The 17,740-nt window shown below is 74.9% G+C and carries 15 protein-coding genes; 6 read left to right on the top strand and 9 right to left on the bottom strand.

Annotated elements, in window-relative coordinates; genetic code table 11:
* The 3 genes from OG937_24650 to OG937_24640 all read right to left on the bottom strand — a co-directional run bounded on the left by OG937_24650 (position 1) and on the right by OG937_24640 (position 4,498).
* On the bottom strand, positions 1-1,653 hold the full coding sequence (locus OG937_24650; protein ID WUD74656.1) for a hypothetical protein: 1,653 nt from the start codon (positions 1,651-1,653) through the stop codon (positions 1-3).
* The gene (locus OG937_24645) at positions 1,643-3,322 is read right to left on the bottom strand and encodes a hypothetical protein (GenBank protein WUD74655.1); all 1,680 of its coding nucleotides are present in this window, start codon (positions 3,320-3,322) and stop codon (positions 1,643-1,645) included. The genes OG937_24650 and OG937_24645 overlap by 11 nt, the downstream gene beginning before the upstream one ends.
* Positions 3,323-3,439: 117 nt before the next feature.
* Positions 3,440-4,498, bottom strand: a complete 1,059-nt coding sequence (locus tag OG937_24640) for a M23 family metallopeptidase (protein WUD74654.1) — start codon at positions 4,496-4,498, stop codon at positions 3,440-3,442.
* 116 nt (positions 4,499-4,614) lie between these two features.
* Here OG937_24640 and OG937_24635 point away from each other — a divergent pair, with 116 nt between their 5' ends.
* On the top strand, positions 4,615-6,342 hold the full coding sequence (locus OG937_24635; protein ID WUD74653.1) for a SpoIIE family protein phosphatase: 1,728 nt from the start codon (positions 4,615-4,617) through the stop codon (positions 6,340-6,342).
* A gap of 116 nt (positions 6,343-6,458) precedes the next feature.
* Entirely contained in the window at positions 6,459-7,487 is a 1,029-nt protein-coding gene (locus tag OG937_24630) for a rod shape-determining protein (GenBank protein ID WUD74652.1), read from the top strand.
* 14 nt (positions 7,488-7,501) lie between these two features.
* Here OG937_24630 and OG937_24625 read toward each other — a convergent pair whose 3' ends face one another.
* The 3 genes from OG937_24625 to OG937_24615 are packed head-to-tail and all read right to left on the bottom strand — an operon-like array spanning position 7,502 to position 10,393.
* Positions 7,502-8,611 (bottom strand): PDR/VanB family oxidoreductase, encoded by a 1,110-nt coding sequence (locus OG937_24625; protein WUD74651.1) that lies wholly within the window; start codon positions 8,609-8,611, stop codon positions 7,502-7,504.
* Between the two features lie 13 nt (positions 8,612-8,624).
* On the bottom strand, positions 8,625-9,497 hold the full coding sequence (locus tag OG937_24620) for a metal-dependent hydrolase (GenBank protein ID WUD74650.1): 873 nt from the start codon (positions 9,495-9,497) through the stop codon (positions 8,625-8,627).
* Positions 9,494-10,393, bottom strand: coding sequence for an alpha/beta fold hydrolase (locus OG937_24615; protein WUD74649.1), 900 nt, complete (start codon positions 10,391-10,393; stop codon positions 9,494-9,496). Before OG937_24615 ends, OG937_24620 begins: the two co-directional genes overlap by 4 nt.
* A gap of 163 nt (positions 10,394-10,556) precedes the next feature.
* Between OG937_24615 and OG937_24610 the strand changes: the two genes are divergently transcribed.
* The 4 genes from OG937_24610 (at position 10,557) to OG937_24595 (ending at position 15,167) form a co-directional block, all read left to right on the top strand.
* Entirely contained in the window at positions 10,557-11,786 is a 1,230-nt protein-coding gene (locus OG937_24610) for an amino acid permease (GenBank protein ID WUD74648.1), read from the top strand.
* A 79-nt stretch (positions 11,787-11,865) separates the two neighbouring features.
* Positions 11,866-12,888 (top strand): LLM class flavin-dependent oxidoreductase, encoded by a 1,023-nt coding sequence (locus tag OG937_24605; protein WUD74647.1) that lies wholly within the window; start codon positions 11,866-11,868, stop codon positions 12,886-12,888.
* A 206-nt stretch (positions 12,889-13,094) separates the two neighbouring features.
* Positions 13,095-14,636 (top strand): von Willebrand factor type A domain-containing protein, encoded by a 1,542-nt coding sequence (locus OG937_24600; GenBank protein ID WUD74646.1) that lies wholly within the window; start codon positions 13,095-13,097, stop codon positions 14,634-14,636.
* 18 nt (positions 14,637-14,654) lie between these two features.
* Positions 14,655-15,167 (top strand): pyridoxamine 5'-phosphate oxidase family protein, encoded by a 513-nt coding sequence (locus OG937_24595; protein WUD74645.1) that lies wholly within the window; start codon positions 14,655-14,657, stop codon positions 15,165-15,167.
* A gap of 85 nt (positions 15,168-15,252) precedes the next feature.
* Here the strand turns inward: OG937_24595 and OG937_24590 are convergent, their stop codons facing one another.
* From OG937_24590 to OG937_24580, 3 genes are all read right to left on the bottom strand, one after another.
* Positions 15,253-16,464: a DUF2786 domain-containing protein gene (locus tag OG937_24590; protein ID WUD74644.1), complete on the bottom strand. Its 1,212-nt coding sequence runs from the start codon at positions 16,462-16,464 to the stop codon at positions 15,253-15,255.
* A gap of 493 nt (positions 16,465-16,957) precedes the next feature.
* Positions 16,958-17,446: a hypothetical protein gene (locus OG937_24585; protein ID WUD74643.1), complete on the bottom strand. Its 489-nt coding sequence runs from the start codon at positions 17,444-17,446 to the stop codon at positions 16,958-16,960.
* A 30-nt stretch (positions 17,447-17,476) separates the two neighbouring features.
* Positions 17,477-17,707 carry a hypothetical protein gene (locus OG937_24580; protein WUD74642.1) on the bottom strand — a complete coding sequence of 77 codons (231 nt, stop codon included), beginning with the start codon at positions 17,705-17,707 and terminating at the stop codon, positions 17,477-17,479.
* Positions 17,708-17,740 lie beyond the last annotated feature (33 nt).

Raw genomic sequence — 17,740 nt, 5'->3', positions numbered from 1 at the left:
TCAGCGCACGTCGACGTAGACGGCGGTGCCGTCGCTGTCGAAGTGCTTGGAGTCACCGAAGTGCTGGATCAGCCACTTGCCGTCGGAGGACGGCTTGCCCTTCACGGTGGCCTTGCCCGTCGAGCTCGTGGTGCCCGAGGCGACGTACGTCCACTTCGTCGAGCCCTTCTTCTGGAAGAACAGCTCGACGTACCGGCCCTTGTACGGCCGCCAGGAACCGGAGACGTACTCCTTCAGCGTGCCGGTGAAGGTGACGGTGGCGCCCTTCTTCACCTTCGTCGCGGACGCCTTGATCGAGTACATCCGGGTGTTGGTGCGGGTCAGCCGGACCGGCTTGGTGGTGCTGTCGGCGAGCTGGTCGGAGACGTAGTGGTGCAGCCGGTAGTAGCCGTCGAGGTGACCCCACTTGGTGATCGTCACCACGCTGCCGTTGTTGTCGGCGTGCGCGGTGCCGAGGTCCTGCCAGCCCGTCTTGCCGTCCTTGGAGTACTCCAGGTGGACGACCTGGGGCTGGTAGAGGGACGTCACCCGGTCGTACGCGGCGTACAGCCGGGCGGACAGGGTCACCTTGGTGTCCGCGGCGATCTTGGCGCTCGCCTCGGTGAAGACGGAGTCCGCCGGGAGGACGATCGAGCCGCCGGCGGAGACGGAGGCGGTCAGGTAGGGGTCCGCCTCGCCGGCCGACCAGGACCCGTACACGGCGGGAGCCGCGATCACCTTGCCGGTGAAGGCGCCCGAGGCGTCGGTGGTGACCGTGACCTGACCCGTGCCGCTGAGCGCCAGCGCCACCGGCACCCCGGCGACCGGCGCGCCCGTGGTGTCCTTGACGTGGCCGCTGATCGTCACCGCCTGGCCGGGCACCGCGCGGGTGCGGTCGGCCGTGGCGGTGACGATCACGTCGGTCTGCCGGATCTCCGGGCTCCCGGCCTCCGCGGTGACGGACCCGTGCACCCGCCCGCCGTCCACGGAGAGCGCCGCCCTCAGCCCGGACCACGCGACGACCGGGAACTCCTGGGAGGTGAAGGACCCGTCCGCCCCGGTCACGGCCTGCCCGGTGCTGTCGGGCCGCCCGTCCACGGAGTAGTAGGTGCGGGTCACGTCGACCGTGGCGCCCTCGACGGGCACCTGGTCGCCGCTGCCCGGCTGGACGCCGAGGAGCGTGCCGGTGACGGCCGTCGTGCGGTGGTCCTTGTCCAGCACCGTCCGGGTCAGGGCGGTGCCGGTGAGGACCGGCCGCAGGGTGAAGTCCAGGGTGCCGGCGCCCGTGCGGGTGACGGTGTGGCCCTGGTCGTCGGTGGCGGTGACGTCGATGGCGTACCGGCCCAGGTGCGGCATGGCGCCGCCGTCCTCGGTCAGCTTCAGCGAGGCGCCGGACGGCACCGACCACCGCTCGCCGGCTCCGGCGAGCGACAGCGCGTCCACGACCACCGCGTCGCCGTCGCGCACCGTCGCCGTGACCGAGGTGACCGCGGCGCCGGGGACGTCCGTCCACACCGGCACCGTGAAGGAGCCGCGCTCGGCGTCGGCCGTGCGGGCCACACCGATGCCGACCGGGCCCGCGTCGTCGGCGAGGGCGGGGGTGACGGCGAGACCGCCGGAGAGCGCGGCCACCGAGGCGATCAGCGCGAGGGCGCGCCGGGACTCAACGGGCATTGACGTACTCCGTCTTCGACTCGCTGTAGAAGTGCGTGGAGTCGGCCTCCAGGTAGGCGCCCCACGTGCCGTCGCCGTAGGCCTTGGTGCCGAGGCTGAAACGGCCCGAGGAGTCGGTCTTCCCCTTCACGGTCCAGTACCAGGTGCTCTCGCCCTTGGGCCGGAAGACGATGACGACCTTCCCGCCCTTGTACGCCTTCCACTTGCCGCCCGACTGGTACTGCAGCGTGCCGCGGGCCTTCAGCGCACCGCCCACGCGCGGGCTGTTGGGCGTCATGTCGAAGGAGACGATCCGGGTCACCGTGCGGTGCAGGCGCTTCTTGGCCGAGGCCACCGCGAGCATCCCGTCCGACTCGGCGTGGTACAGGCGGTAGTAGCCGTCCGTGTAGCCGTAGGCGTTCACCGAGAAGGAGCACTTGCCGCCGGAGGAGTCCCCCGCGGAGCCCGACTTGAGGGTCTTCCAGCCGGTGCTGCCGTTCTTGGAGTACTGCAGGGAGACCTGCGCGTTCCAGCAGGATCCCGCCAGCTTGCCCTTGGCGGTGACCTTCCCGTAGGCGTCCAGCGACATCGTGACGCCCGAGTAGGAGCCGGCCGTGGGCACGTTGACCAGGTGCTCGGCGTAGGCGAAGCCGGACACGTACTCCGACGGCTTGACGTAGGTGTAGTGGTGCGTGGTCTTCGTCGCCGTCACCGCGAGCGAGAAGTTCCCCGAGGCGTCCGCGGTGCCCGTGCCCATCAGGCCGGGCGTGGTGTACCGGTACACGTCCGGGGGCTGCGGGGTGGTGACCAGGGGCGCGCCGGCGAACGGCTTCCAGCCCTCGTCGGTCAGCCGCTGGACGGTGCCCCGCATGGTGAAGGTCTTGCCCTGGTGGACCCGCTTGGCCGACGGATCGGCGCTGATCCGGTACTGCACCGCCTTGGCCGGCAGCTCCGGGAGGGCGGCCGGGGCCACCGGGTCGGTGTCGGCCCCGCCGCTGACGACGGCGGTGCCCGCGGTGAGCGCGCCGCCGGGCGTCACGCCGACCGAGAAGGTGCCGTCGGCTCCGGACGTCGCCGTCGCCGAACCGTGCTTGGTGTCGACCCCGACGCGCGCGGTCCAGTTGACCCGCACCGGAGTGCCGGGCGCGGCCGGACCGGTCGTGCCGGTCGCCGGGTCGAAGGTCGTGACGGCGCCGGTGAGCACCGCCGACTGGTGGTCGAAGTCGGTGTGGTCGCGGTCGTAGGCGAGCGTGCCGACCCCGGTGTGCAGCCGGTAGCCGAAGAGCCCCGCCCCGCCGTGCGCGGCGCCGCTCCAGTGCTGGACGGTGCCGCCGGGCAGGCGGTAGTCGACGTCCACCGGGTAGTCGCCGAACGCCGTGCCCGCGGGCAGGCCGACGGGCCGGTCGGTGTACCAGCCGCGCTGCCACGAGAAGGACAGGTCGTCGGTCGAGGCCAGTACGGGCGCGTCCACGGCCGCGGAGGCCCGGACGCTCACCTTGACCCACAGCGCCTCGCCGTCGGCCAGGCCCACGGCCAGGGTGCCGTCGTCGCCGGTGGTCAGACCGCTGACCGTCACGTCGTCGGCGAAGGCGGGCCAGGCGGTCAGCGGTCCGGCCGCGAGGCCGGTGGTGAGAAGGAGAACGGATGCACTTCGGAGGACGGCAGCCCGATGTGCGCGCGGAATGCGCATGCAGGACCCCCCACAGGTCAGAAAGCGGCGCCGAAACGGTCAGCGCCGGAGGCCGAACAATAGCGAACCTGTGGGGAAGCTGTGGGGGGTGGGGTTCCCGTGCCGGTCGGCGGCCGGTCAGCTGCCGATCCGCACGCCGTGCCGGGCCAGCCAGGGCAACGGGGCGACCGACGAACCCATCTGCGGCGTGACGCGGACCTCGAAGTGCAGGTGCGGTCCGGTGGAGTTGCCGGAGTTGCCGGACCGGCCGATCCGCTCGCCGGCGCGGACCCGCTGCCCGGGGACGACCTCCAGGACGGACAGGTGGGCGTAGTGCGTGCAGTAGCCGTCGTCGTGCCGGACGACGACCTGGTTGCCGAAGCCGTCACCGCACGCGGCCACCACCACCGTGCCGTCGCCCACCGCGCGGACCGGGGTGCCCGGCGGCACCGCGAAGTCCTGGCCGGTGTGACGGTGCGCCCAGTGCGCCCCGGAGGCGTCGTAGCCGGCGGTGAGCGTGTAGTGCGCCACCGGGCGCACCCAGTGCGGGGCGCCCGGGCGGTGGGCGGCGGCGGACGACCGGGGCGGGGTCCGGGGGAGGTCGCGCGGGCAGTCCACCGAGAGTCCCTCGTGGGCCATGAGCGCCAGGTCCCGGGCGGACAGCCCGGCCCGGGCACGCAGCAGCCGCGCCTCGATGCGCCGGCGGAGCGCGTCCTTGCGGCGGGCCTCGCGGGCCAGCACCGCCAGCGTCCGGTCGACGGCCTCGGTGTCCGCCGCCAGCCGGCGCTCGGCCAGCATCCGCTCGGCCAGCAGCGCCGCCTGCGCGTGGTCGCCCTGCCGGGCCAGCGTCGCACCCTCCAGCAGCCGGTCGGGCCGCCCGGACAGCAGCAGCCGCGCCGAGGGTCCCAGCCCCCCGTTGCGGTACTCGCTGCGCGCCATCGCCCCGATCCGGTCCCGCAGCACCTCCAGCCGCCGCCGTTCCACCGCCGCGGCCCGGTGCAGCAGCCGCAGGTCGGCTCGCTTGCGGCGGACCGCCCGCTCCGCGTCCTCGTACGCCTGCACCGCACGGGCCGCCTGCGCGTACAGCCGCTCCACCCGGGCCGGGGGGCCCGGGCGCGGCCCGGGGTGCTCGCCGGCCACCGCCGGCGAGGCGGTCAGCAGCAGGCAGAGGGCCACGGCCGCCGTCCTCCATCGCATCGCCCGATCCTTTCGGGCCGGTCACCGCAGGGCCGGGACGACACGCCCCGCCGCCCGGCGGCCACCCGGCGGGGTGACCGCATCCGGGCGTGCGCCCGGCCGGGGACCGCCCGATCATGGGAACGGGCACACTCGGCGGACAGGAGGGTGACCGGGTGAGCGGTGACGGTGAGCCCGGCGGCTGGTCACCGCCGGACGACGGGGTCCTGCGGCAGGTGCTGGACGGCAGTCCCGCGGGCGTGGGCATCTACGACCCGCAACTGCGCTACGTCTACGTCAACCCCGCCCTCGCCCGGATGAACGGCCTGCCCGCCGAGGCGCACCTCGGCCGCCGGATCACCGAGGTGCTGCCGGACCTGGACGACGCGGGCGAGGAGGCGCTGCGCCAGGTCCTGTCCGACGGCAAGTCGCGCGAGGTGCCCTCCAGCGGCCGCACGCACGCAGAGTCCGGGACGGGCCGGCGCTACTGGCAGGGCGCGTACCACCGGCTGGACGCGGCGGACGGCACGATGCTCGGCCTCGTCGGGATCATGCTGGAGGTCAGCGCGTCGCGCCAGCACCAGCAGGAGCTGGAACGGGCCCGGGAGCGGCTGGCGATCCTGGACCGCGCCGCCACCTTCATCGGCACCACCCTGGAGATGGACGAGACCTGCGCCGAGCTCGCCGGGTTCCTCGTGCCGCTGCTCGCCGACATCGCCACCGTCGAGGTCTTCCCCACCGAGCGCTGCACCCCCTACAACCGCGGTGTGCTGCGGCTGCGCCGGGCGGCGATGGCCGCGCTGCCGAACCTGCGCGAGCAGGTCAAGATCTTCGGCGAGCCCGGGGAGTACGTGGAGTACCCGTCGGGCACGACCATCCCGCGCTGCCTGCAGTCGGGCAGCCCGGTGGTCCAGAGCCTCTTCGAGGACGACGCCCTGGGCCACGGCGGGTCGGCCCGCGAGCGGATGGACGCCTTCCGCTCGGTGGGCATCCACTCGGCGCTCGTCGTGCCGCTCGCGGCGCGCGGCGAGCCCATCGGCACGGTGACCCTGGTCCGCTGCGGCGAGTCCCCGGGGTTCACCGAGCGGGACACCGAGACCGTCCAGGACATCGTCCGGCGGGCCGCGATCTACCTCGACAACGCCCGCCGCTACACCCACGAGCACGGCATCGCCCTGGAGTTGCAGCGCGCCCTGATGTCGGAGCCGGGCTCCCCGCACCCCTCCGTGGAGGCCGCGTTCCGCTACCAGCCGGCCGGCAGCACCGCGCTGGTGGGCGGCGACTGGTACGACGCCGTACGGCTGTCCTACGGGCGCACCCTGCTGGCCATGGGCGACGTCATGGGGCACGGGGTGGAGGCCTCGGTCGACATGAGCCAGTACCGCTCGATGCTGCGCTTCGTGGCCGCGGCCGACCTGCCGCCGCACCGCATCCTGCGCCGGCTGGACACCCTCATCTCGGAGACCGAGTCGGGCCGTCCGGCGAGCTGCCTGCTGGCCCTCGTCGACCCGGTGCGCAACACGTGCACCTTCTCCAGCGCCGGTCACCTGCCGCCCGCCGTCATCCGGCCGGACGGCACGGTCGACATCGTCGACGTGCCGGTCGGGCCGCCGCTGGGCACCGGCCACGGAGGCTACGAGCCCGTCGCGGCCTCCTGCCGGGCCGGTGACGTCCTGCTGCTGTACACCGACGGTCTGGTGGAGCGGCGCGGGGAGGACATCGACGCCTCGCTCGACCGCCTCGCCGGGTTGCGCCTGCACTCCGACGGCGATCTGGGCGGACTGGTCGACCGGGTGCTGTCCCTGCTGGTCGTGGAGCCGGCCGACGACGACATCGCGGTCCTCGCGGCACGGATCATGCGATAAGCGGATCAACCGCTCGGAGTACCACAACAGGCGGATCCCGACTTGCGCCCGCACGATGATCAGACGGGCCGCCGCAGGGGCGGGCCCGGGAACCGGCCCCTCGGGGAGGATCTGCCGTGACCGTCAGTCTGGCGCATCTGCGTCGTTGCTCCGTTGCCGTCGACCTCGGGGCGTCGCGCACCCGTGTCTACCTCAAGCACCAGGGACTCGTCGTGGACGAGCCCAGCGTGGCCGCCGTCAACGCGCACAGCGGTGCCCTCATCGCGGTCGGCTCGCTCGCCGAGAAGATGACCGGCCGCACGCCCGAGCACATCCGCGTGGTCCGCCCCATCCAGGCCGGCATGGTCGTCGACATCGAGATGGCCCAGCGCATGCTCCGTCACCTGCTGGGCGGTCAGCTCCGCAAGGCGTGGCGGCGCAAGCCGATGCTCCGGGCGGCCGTCTGCACCCCCAACGGCAGCGGGCCGCTGGCCCAGCGGGCCGCCGTCGAGACGATGTACGGCCTCGGTTCGCGGCGGGTCGAACTCGTCGACTCCGTCATCGCGGCCGCCATCGGGTGCGGACTGCCGGTCGAGCAGCCCGAGGCGACGATGATCATGCTCGCCGGGGCGAGCACCACGCAGATCGCGGTCATGTCGATGGGCGCGATCGTCGCGGCGGAGACCATCGCGGTGGGCGGCGAGGCGATCGACCACGCCGTCGTCCAGCACCTGCGCAACACGCACGAACTGGTGCTGCCCAGCCAGTCGGTGCGGCCCCTGCACGAGATCCTCTCGGCGCCCGGCCCCACCGCGCCCAGCGCCGAGGTCCAGGGGCGCGACGTCGCCAGCGGCATCGCCCGTACGGTCCGCGTCGACACCGAGGCGGTGCGGCAGGCGATCCGGATGCCCATGGCGACGCTGGTCGACGGGATCGGCCAGACGCTCAGGCGGTGCCCGCCGGACCTGGTCGCCGACCTCACCGACCGCGGCATCATGCTCGCGGGCGGCAGCGCGCTGCTGCCCGGCCTTGACATGATGCTCCGTCAGGCCACCGGGATGCCGGTCACGATCGCGGACCGGCCCGACGTCTGCGCGGTGCGCGGGCTGGGCGCGATGATGGAGGGCCACCCCGTCCCGATGCCGCTCGACCCGCTGTCCGTGTAGGCCCCGGGCCGGGTTCAGACGTCCAGGACGAGACGGGAGCCGGCTGCTCCCCGCGAGACGCAGACGAGCATCGCGTCGTCCGTGCGGCGGGCGGCCGCACTGCCGCCGTGGCGGACCGCGTCCGCGCCCGCCAGGACCCGGACCCGGCAGGTGCCGCAGAAGCCCTGGCGGCAGGAGTACGACGTCGCGGGCCGCGCCCCCGTCAGGACGGAGAGCGCGGTGCGGTCGGCCGGGACGGGGAGCACCTCCCCGTCCCGGCCGAGCTGTACCTCGAAGGCGGTGCCGTCCGTGATCGGCGGCGGCGAGAAGCGCTCCACGTGCAGCACCGGGGCCGGGCGCAACGCCGGGATCAGCGCCGGCGGACCGCAGAAGTAGACCGCCGTACCCGCGTCCGCGCCCGCCAGCAGCTCCGCCCCCGTCGGGGGACCACCGGCCTCCTCGTCGGTGCGGACCCGCACTCGCCACGGCTCGTGCGCCGCGAAACCGGCCAGCTCCGCCAGGAACGGCAGCGTCGCCCGGCTGCGCCCCGCGTACACCAGGCGCCAGTCCGCCCCGGCGGCGGCCGCGGCGCGCACCATCGGCAGGACCGGCGTGATCCCGATGCCGCCCGCGAGGAAGAGCAGCGACCCGGAGCCGGTCAGGGCCAGGGGGAAGGCGTTGCGCGGGCCGAGGGTGCGCAGGACCGCGCCCGGGGCGAGGGCGTGCATCTCGCGGGACCCGCCCTCCCCGTCCGGGACGAGCCGCACCGCCACCCGGTAGGCGTCCCGTTCGGCCGGGTCGCCGCACAGGCTGTACTGGCGGCGGCGCCCGGACGGCAGGTCGAGGTCGAGGTGGGCACCGGGGTGCCAGGCGGGCAGCGCGGCGGTGCCGCCGTCCGCCCGCACCAGCCGCAGCCCCACGACGCCCTCGGCCGCCGTGGTGACCTCGGCCACCCGCAGGGCCAGCGAGCGGTCCACGGCGGCCGGTTCGCGCACCGGCCGCCGCCCGCTGCCGCGCACCAGCAGCGGAGTGATCCGGGCGAGCAGCGCGAGCAGCGGCTCCGGGCGGGAGCCACCGGCCCGGCGGGGCGGCGGGGTCGCCCATGCCGGAGGCGGGGGAAGGGTGCTCGGGTCGGGCAGGGACACGTGCGGGGACCCCCTAGTGGAGCGCCGCGCGCGCGGCGGGCGAGGACGCGAGGTAGGCGACGGCCTGCGTGGTGGACCCGTACTGCGACGGGTGGTAGCCGGGCCGCAGGTAGGACAAGAAGAGCCGGACGACCGCGCGCGGCGGCGGCAGCAGCCCCCGCCGGGCACCGCGGTACCAGTCGCGCCAGCGCGGCTTCCCGGCTCCCACCGGATCCTCGGCCATAAGGCAGCGCAGCCCGCGCACCCACCAGTAGAGCAGCACGGGGAAGGCGACCAGGTGCGCCCGCACCCGGTGCCGGTAGCGGCCGTCGAGATGGGTGAACAGGTCGTACGCGACGGCGCGGTGCTCGACCTCCTCCGCCCCGTGCCAGCGGTAGAGGTCGAGGACGGCCCCGGCCTTCTCGTGCTTGTCGAGGGCGTCCAGCGCGTGCGCGTTCAGGATCCAGTCGCCGAGGAAGGACGTCACGTGCTCGATGGCGGCGATGATCGCGACCCGCTCGACGAGCCAGCCGTGCGCGGCCCTGCTGGTCAGACCACGGTCGCCGAGCATCTCCTGGAAGAACCAGCGCAGTTGGGCGACGAACCCCTCGGTGTCCAGACCCGCGTCGTGGAAGTGGCCCAGCAGTGACTGGTGGGCCTGGGAGTGCATGGCCTCCTGGCCGATGAAGCCGATGACGTCCTCGCGCAGCCGGTCGTCCCCGATCATCGGCACGGTCTGCTGGAAGACGGTGAGGAACCAGTCCTCGCCCTCGGGGAGCAGGATGTTGAGGACGTTGGCGAAGTGGGTGAGGAAGGCGTCGTCGTCCAGGTAGCGGACGGGCAGGCCGTCCCAGTCCCAGTGCACGTCGCGCGGCTTGAGGACGAGGTGCTCGGGCTCGGCGGTCATGCCGCGGTCCTTTCCTTCTCGGCACGTTCGACGAGGCGGGCGGCGTGCTCGGCGACGAGGTCCGGGCGGTGGGACGGCAGCCAGTGGCCGCCGTCCACGTGGTGGACCTCGGCCCCGGGCGCCCAGTCGGTGATCTCGGTCTGCCAGGGCGGCAGGACGAACACGTCCTTGGACGGGGCCAGCACGACCGCGGGGAGCGCGGCGTGCCGGACCCGGGGGCGGAACATGCGGGGCAGCACGTTGGCGCGGTAGAGCTTGAGCCCGGCGCGGTTGCGGGCGGCGAGCCCGGGGCCGTAGCCGGAGGGGGCCTCGCCGGTCTCCAGGCGGCGCAGGGCCGTGACGACGCCGTCCAGGAGGCCGCTGCGGCAGGCGAGTTCGGCGATCCCCGCCAGGTGGAAGAAGCCGACGTACTGCGAGGCCAGCGACTGCTTGGCGAGCTTGAGCAGGCGGGCGGGCGTCGGCCGGCGCAGCTGGGCGCGGTACCAGCGGCCGGTGTGGTCCAGGTCGGGGCCGGAGATCGAGGTGATCGAGGCGTAGCGGTGGGCGAGCTCGGGGGTGCTGACGGTGTGCCAGCTCTGCACCGACCCCCAGTCGTGGGTGAGCAGGTGGACCGGGGCCCGCGGGCTGACCGCATCGGCGACGGCGGTGGTGTCGGCGGCGAGCTGCGGCAGCCGGTAGGCGCGGGTGCGGCGCGGGACGTCCGAGGCGCCCGAGCCGCGCACGTCGTACGTCACGACGTGGAAGCCGCGGGCGGCGAGGCGCCCGGCGACGCCGTCCCACACACCGTGGTCGTCGGGGAAGCCGTGCACGCACAGCACCGTGGCCCCGGCCGGGTCCCCCTGCTCGTACACCGCCAGCCGCACCCCGTCGGAGGCCGTGACCCAGCGCTGCGCCATGTCCGCCGCCCTTCGTCTTCGCCTTCGCGTCACCGCGTCGTCGGTTGGTCGTTCCGTCGCCGTTGCGCTGTCGTTGCGCTGTCGTTGCGTCGTCGTTCCCGGCGGCCACGATGGCAGCTTGTTGACGTCGTGTCTAGCAGTGGGACGGTATAGCTTTGCCGCCGTGACCGGTGAGAACGCGATACTGCGACGACGGCTCGGCGTCTTCGACGCCACCGTCGTCGGACTCGGCTCGATGATCGGCGCCGGGGTCTTCGCGGCCTTCGCCCCGGCCGCCCGCGCGGCAGGGTCCGGGCTGCTGCTCGGGCTCGCGGCGGCCGCCGCCGTCGCCTACTGCAACGCCATGTCCTCGGCCCGGCTCGCCGCGCTCTACCCCGCCTCGGGCGGGACCTACGTCTACGGGCGCGAACGGCTCGGGCCGTTCTGGGGCTACCTGGCGGGCTGGTCCTTCGTCGTCGGCAAGACCGCCTCCTGCGGGGCGATGGCCCTGACGATCGGCGCGTACGCCTGGCCGGAGCAGCAACGGGCGGTCGGCGTCGCCGCGGTCGTGGCGCTCACCGCCGTCAACTACGCGGGCGTGCAGAAGGCGGCCTGGCTCACCCGGGGCATCGTCGCGGTCGTCCTCGCGGTGCTCGCGGCCTTCGTGGTCGCCGCGTTCACCGGCGGCGACGCGGACGCCGCCCGGCTGGACATCGGGGCCGACGCGACCGCGGGCGGGGTGCTGCAAGCGGCCGGCCTGCTGTTCTTCGCCTTCGCCGGGTACGCCAGGATCGCCACGCTCGGCGAGGAGGTCAGGGACCCGGCGCGCACCATCCCCCGCGCGATCCCGCTCGCCCTCGGCATCACCCTGGCCGTCTACGCCGCCGTCGCCGTCGCCCTCCTCGCGGTGCTGGGCCCACAGGGGCTCGCCCGTTCCGCGGCGCCCCTGGCCGACGCCGCGGGCGGCCTCGCGCCGCTGATGCGGGTGGGCGCGGCGGTCGCCGCCACCGGATCCCTGCTCGCGCTGATCCTCGGGGTCTCCCGCACCACCCTGGCCATGGCCCGCGACGGGCACCTGCCGCGGACCCTGGCCGCGGTGCACCCCCGGTCCGGGGTGCCGCACCACGCCGAACTCGCCGTCGGCGCGGTCGTCGCCGTGCTCGCCGCCACCGCCGACCTGCGCGGGGCGATCGGCTTCTCCTCCTTCGGCGTCCTCGCCTACTACGCCGTCGCCAACGTCTCCGCCTGGACCCTGGGCCCCGGCGCCCGGCGCACCGTCCCCGCCCTCGGCCTGCTCGGCTGCCTCGCCCTGGCCTTCGCCCTCCCCTGGACCTCCGTCACCGCGGGCGCGGCCGTCCTGGCCATCGGGGCAGCGCTGTACGCGGCACGCGCCCGCCACACCCGGCCCGCCTGACCTCCGCTGCCTCGTCCGAGGCGCCGGCGACACGACCTGGGGCGGGAATCAAACGTGGCCGCCGGGCGCTGGGCACGGGGTGAAGAAGATCGGATTCCTCTCCTTCGGTCACTGGTCGCCCAGCGAGCATTCCCGGGCCCGGTCGGCGGCGGATGTCCTGCACCAGTCGATCGATCTCGCGGTCGCCGCCGAGGAGCTCGGCGTGGACGGTGCGTACTTCCGCGTGCACCACTTCGCCCGGCAGGCGGCCAGCCCGTTCCCGTTGCTCGCGGCGATCGGCGCGCGGACCTCGAAGATCGAGATCGGCACCGGCGTGATCGACATGCGCTACGAGAACCCGCTGTACATGGCCGAGGACGCGGGCGCCGCAGACCTCATATCGGCCGGTCGGCTGCAACTGGGCATCAGCCGCGGCTCACCGGAACAGGTGATCGACGGTTGGCGCCTGTTCGGCCACAACCCCGAGCCGGGCGAGACGGACGCCGACATGGCCCGCCGCCACACCGAGGCGTTCCTCACGGTCCTCGGCGGCGAGGGCTTCGCCACGCCCAACCCGCGGCCGATGTTCCCCAACCCGCCCGGGCTGCTGCGGATCGAACCGCACTCCGAGGGACTGCGCGACCGGATCTGGTGGGGCTCCGCGTCGAACGCCACCGCCGTCTGGGCCGCCGAGCTGGGCATGAACCTGCAGAGCTCGACGCTGAAGAACGACGAGACGGGCGAGCCGCTGCACGTCCAGCAGCGCAAGCAGATCGAGGCGTACCGCGAGGCGTACCGGAAGGCGGGCCACACCCGGGAGCCGCGGGTGTCGGTCAGCCGCAGCATCTTCGCCCTGACCGACGACCTCGACCGGGCCTACTTCGGCCGCGACCGCAACTCCCGCGACCAGGTCGGCATGCTCGACGACACGACCCGGGCCGTCTTCGGGCGCTCCTACGCCGCGGAGCCGGAGGAACTGGTGAAGCTGCTGCGGGACGACGAGGCGATCCAGGCCGCGGACACCCTGCTGCTGACCATCCCGAACCAGCTCGGGGTCGACTACAACGCGCATGTGCTGGACAGCATCCTCACCCACGTGGCTCCGGAACTCGGCTGGCGCTGAGCATCGGGCACCGCGAGGCCATCCACCACGGGTCCGAGACCGCCCCGCTGCGCGACCTGTACCGCGCCCGCCAAGCCGCCCCGGGCGAGAGGGCGTTGCCCGACTGAGATCCATCCGCAACGGCCCCGATGCCACCCGCCCGCCCCCTCCTGCGTCACAGTCGCAGAAGGCGCAGGGGGCGCCCCCGGGGGAAGCAGGTGACGGTGATGCGGCGGATCACGGCGGCGGTGCTGGCGGCGGTGGCGGCCGGAGCGGTCCTGACGGGTTGCGGCGCGAACACGGACCGGGGCCACGCCGGTGACACGCGGCGGCCCGGACCGGTACGGGGCGCGGACGGCGCCCCCAAGGACGGTGGCTCCGAGTGGAACGGGCAGGGCACGGACGAGGACCGGGGCCTGGAGCGGGCGCCCGACGCGTCACAGCTGTCGACCTTCGCGCTGGACGTCGACACCGCCTCGTACGGCTACGCCAAGCGGCGGCTCGACGAGGGCTCGCTGCCCTCCCCCTCGGACGTGCGCTACGAGGAGTTCGTCAACAGCTTCCGCCAGGACTACCCCACCCCCGCGGGCGACGGCTTCTCCGTCACCGTCGACGGCGCCCGCATCGGCGGCGAGGAGGGCTGGTCCCTCCTGCGGGTCGGCCTCGCCACCCGCCCCGCCGACGAGGGGAACCGGCCGCCGGCCGTGCTCACCTTCGTCGTGGACGTCTCCGGCTCCATGGGCGATCCGGGCCGGCTGGACCTCGTCCAGAAGGCGCTCCGCGCCGCGGTCGGCGAACTGCGGGACGACGACTCCCTGGCCGTCGTGACCTTCAGCGACCGCGCACGGGTCGCCCTGCCGGCGACCCGGCTCGGCACCGGGGGCGCCCGGCAGCGCGCCCTCTCCGTCGTCGACCGCCTCGCGCCGGAGGACTCCACCAACCTGGAGGCGGGCCTGCGCACCGGCTACGACGTGGCCCTGGAGAGCGCCCGGCGCGGGGCCACCAACCGGGTCGTCCTGCTCTCCGACGCCCTCGCCAACACCGGGCAGACCGACCCCGACGCCCTCCTGGAACGGATCGACCGGGCCCGCTCACAGCACGGCGTCGCCCTGTTCGGGGTCGGCGTCGGCAGCGAGTACGGCGACGAACTGATGGAGCGGCTGGTCGACAAGGGCGACGGCCACACCTCGTACGTCTCCACCCCGGCCGAGGCCCGCGCCCTGTTCGTGGACCGGCTGCCCGTCAACATCGGCCTGCGCGCCCGCGACGCCAAGGCCCAGGTCTCCTTCGACCCGAACACCGTCGAGCGCTATCGCCTGATCGGCTTCGAGGACCGCGCCGTCGCCGACGAGGACTTCCGCGACGACCGCGTCGACGGCGGCGAGGTCGGCCCCGGCCACACCGTCACCGCGCTCTACGCCGTACGCCTGAAGGCGGGCGCCCGGGGCCACGTCGCCACCGCGACCGTGCGCTGGCTCGACCCGCACGACCGCTCCCCGCACGAGGCGGCGGGCGCCGTCGAGGCGGACCGGCTGGCCGGCCGGCTGTGGGACTCCGGCACCTCGTCGCGGCTCCGGGTGGACGCGGTGGCCGCCTACTTCGCCGACGCGCTGCGCACCTACGACACCGGCGACGAGCAGCTGCCCGGCGCCCCCGGCCTCGCCCGGCTCGGCGACCGCGCGCACGCCCTGGCGGCGACCACCGAGGACCCGGCGGTACGCGACCTGGCGGAAGCCGTGGACAGCGCGTACGCGCTGCGCGCGGGCTGATGGAGTATCAGTGAACCCATGACAGAAGAGAAGGAACCCGAGCCCCAGCTCGACGCCCGCTTCAGCAGCACCGGCGCGGCCCCAACGACCTGGCACGACGCCCGCGGGCACCTGGCCGGTGCCGAGATCTACTGGCTGACCACCGTCCGTCCCGACGGCCGCCCCCACGTCACCCCGCTCATCGGGGTCTGGCTGGACGACGCCCTGCACTTCTGCACCGGCGCCGACGAGCGCAAGGCCAAGAACCTCGCCCGCAACGGCCGGGTCGTCCTCACCACCGGCAACAACGCGCTCGGCGAGGGCCTGGACGTGGTGCTCGAGGGCAAGGCGGCCCGCGTGCGCAGCGAGAACCAGCTGCGCCGGATCGCCGCGGCGTACGAGGCCAAGTACGGCTCCGGATGGCACTTCGAGGTGGGCGACCAGGTCTTCGTCGGCGACGGCCACGAGGCCCTGGTGTACGAGGTGGAACCCACCACGGCCTTCGCGTACGCCCGCGGCACCACCTACAGCCAGACCCGGTGGCTCTTCTAGGCGTACGCGGCCGGGACGTGGACGACGCCGTGCCGGAGGTCCGGTCGCCGGAGCGGGCGGGTGCCCCGGGGCTCGGGACGATCCCTCACCCCCGGGAACCCGGGGACGGACCCGGGCCCCGGCCGCGCTCCCGTCCCGGTCCGGCGCCGGCCGGGCCGTGGAAGGCGGCACGGTCGGCGGCGGCGGTGCCGCGTTCCCAGCCCTCGCGGTCGCGGCCCCTGAGCCGCTGCGTGCGGGTCTCGGGGAACATCGCGTCCGCGGCGCGGCCGACGGCGACCTCGCGGGCCGCCAGCACGGGGAGCACCTCCGTGGACCCGCCGGCCTCCGCGGCTTCCTCCGTCGCGTCACGGGCGGCGGCGGCCAGGCGCTCGCCGATCCGGCCCGCGTAGGCGATGAGGAAGGACTCGCGGAAGTCCCGTGACAGGTCCCCGCCCCTGGCGCCGCCCTTGCCGCCCTTGCGTCCCGGGCGACGCGTGGCCGGCCCCGGGGCGCCGCCGCCGCGCATGGCCGCCTCGGCCTGCACCAGCAGCGAGGTGTACAGCACCTCCACGGCCTCCAGGTCGGCCTCCCAGCCCACGACGGTCGAGAAGCCGAACTCCGCCGACCACACGGCACGGCAGCGGTTCGCCGCCGCGACCGCGTCCAGCAGCAGCGCCTTCGGCGCCTCGTACGGACGCTCCACGCCGATCCGCCGCGCGCCGGGACCGCCGCCGCCCGGTGCCGTACCCGCGACCAGCGCCTCGTCCACGCTGTGCCGTGCCATCAGGTGCTGGGCCTTCGCGCTCAGCGCCTCCGCCTCCTCGGGGAAGGCCGTGGACTCCGCCTTCGCCAGCAGCGCCCTGATCCGCCGCAGCATCGGATGCCCCGCACCGCCCGCAGCGGGCGCGGGCGCCGCCGGCGGCGTGATCCCGGGCAGCCGCCCCAGCAGGCGGACGAGCTCCAGCACGGCCGTCGCCACCGTGAAGCGGTCCAGCCGCTCGGCCGCCCCGTACGCCGTCAGGAGCCCCGCCGTGTCACCGCCTCCGTCGGCGGTCAGGCGCCCGGCGAGCCGCACGTGCTCCGGGCGCAGCTCGCGGCGCACCATCCGCAGCAGGTCGGCGTCCTCCCAGCCGCGCGCCCGGCAGCCCCGCAGCAGCCCGGCGACCGCGGTCGCCACCGCCCGGCCGACCTCGTCCCACCCGGCCTCCGCCGCCGCCATCGCCGACGCCCCGGCGTCCAGCGCCGTCTCGACGTCCCCCTCCGGCGCCCCCAGGACACCGGCGAACGCCGCCTCGACCACCGTCATCGCATCTCGCACGCGGTTCAGGATCGCACCGACACGCCGCGCACGGAGCACGGTGCCCGCCCCGGCGGGCCGGGACATCCGCACGACCGGGTTCCACGCCGACGTCACGGCCGAGCCCGCGCCGGCGGCCGCCGGATCCGGCCCGGTGGCCGTCGCCCTGCCCGGTCACGGGCGCGGCCCCGCTCCCGGGGACCTGTCGACGGGAACCGCGCCCGCCTCATGGGACGGCTCGCCGCCGACACGGGCTGCGACGTCGTCGTCGGCCGCAGCCTGCCGGCTCGCCCAGCCACCAGTGCTGGGCACGGCGGCCTGGGCGGTCGCGCTGAAGACCCTGCCCCGCCGCTCCCTCGTCGCCCGGCTGCGCGCCGTCGGCGGCACCGCCGACGACATCGGCCTCACCGACCGGGAACGGCTCGACCTCGGCACCTGCACCGCGCCGGGCACGGCGTCCTCTTCGAACAACCCGGCCGCGTCGCGGAGATCATCGTGGCGGTCCCCGCCGGGATCAGCCGACCGCGCCGCCCCGCTCCACCAGGACCGGCCACAGGCGCTCCGCCAGCACCGGGTCGGCGCGGGCCACTTCACGCCCCAGGGCGGACGCGGCCGCGGCGAGCGCGCGGCGCAGTTCGGCCGGCTCCGCCGAGCGCACCAGCGTCGCGTGCAGCGGCCCCGTGACCTCGTCCGGCAGCAGGTGGGCGCTCTTGGCGTAGGCCGCGGGGTGCCCAAGGCGCAGGCAGGCGAGGGCGATGACCTGGGTGCGCACCGCGCCGATCCAGTGCTCTGCCTGCCACAGCCGGCCCCGCTCGATGCTCGCCGCGGCGTGCAGGACGTGGTGCCAGCCGAGCCCCACCGGCGTCCCCGGGTCGGCCGGCGCCGCCTCCGGCACCCGGCCCGCGGCGCCGAACACCGTCCGCCACTGCGGCCCCCGGGGCCCGAACTCCTCCTCCGGCGTGAACGCCACGTCCGCCTCCAGCGCCCCCGGCAGCAGGAACACCCGGTAGACGGTCGCCCCCGCCGGCAGGTCCTAGTGGTGCAGCGCCCCGAACCCGGGCCCGTACAGCCACCCCGTCCAGCGGCCCAGCGCCGTGCCCACCTCGCCCCGCACCCCGAGCACCAGGTCGACGTCGGACCACCGGTCGCCGCCGCCCGGCACCGCGAGCGAACCGGTGAGCGCGGCCCCGGTGACGTCCGGGTCGTCCGCGGCGAGACCGAGCAGCCGGGCCCGTACGCGGTCGCGTTCCCCGGGTGTGAACATGCCCTCACCGTAGCGAAGCGGGCGCCGCGCGTC

This window comes from Streptomyces sp. NBC_00510, assembly GCA_036013505.1.
Lineage (GTDB): Bacteria > Actinomycetota > Actinomycetes > Streptomycetales > Streptomycetaceae > Actinacidiphila.
Note: the sequence above shows the minus strand (reverse complement) of the source record. Positions and strands in the feature narration are given on the sequence as shown.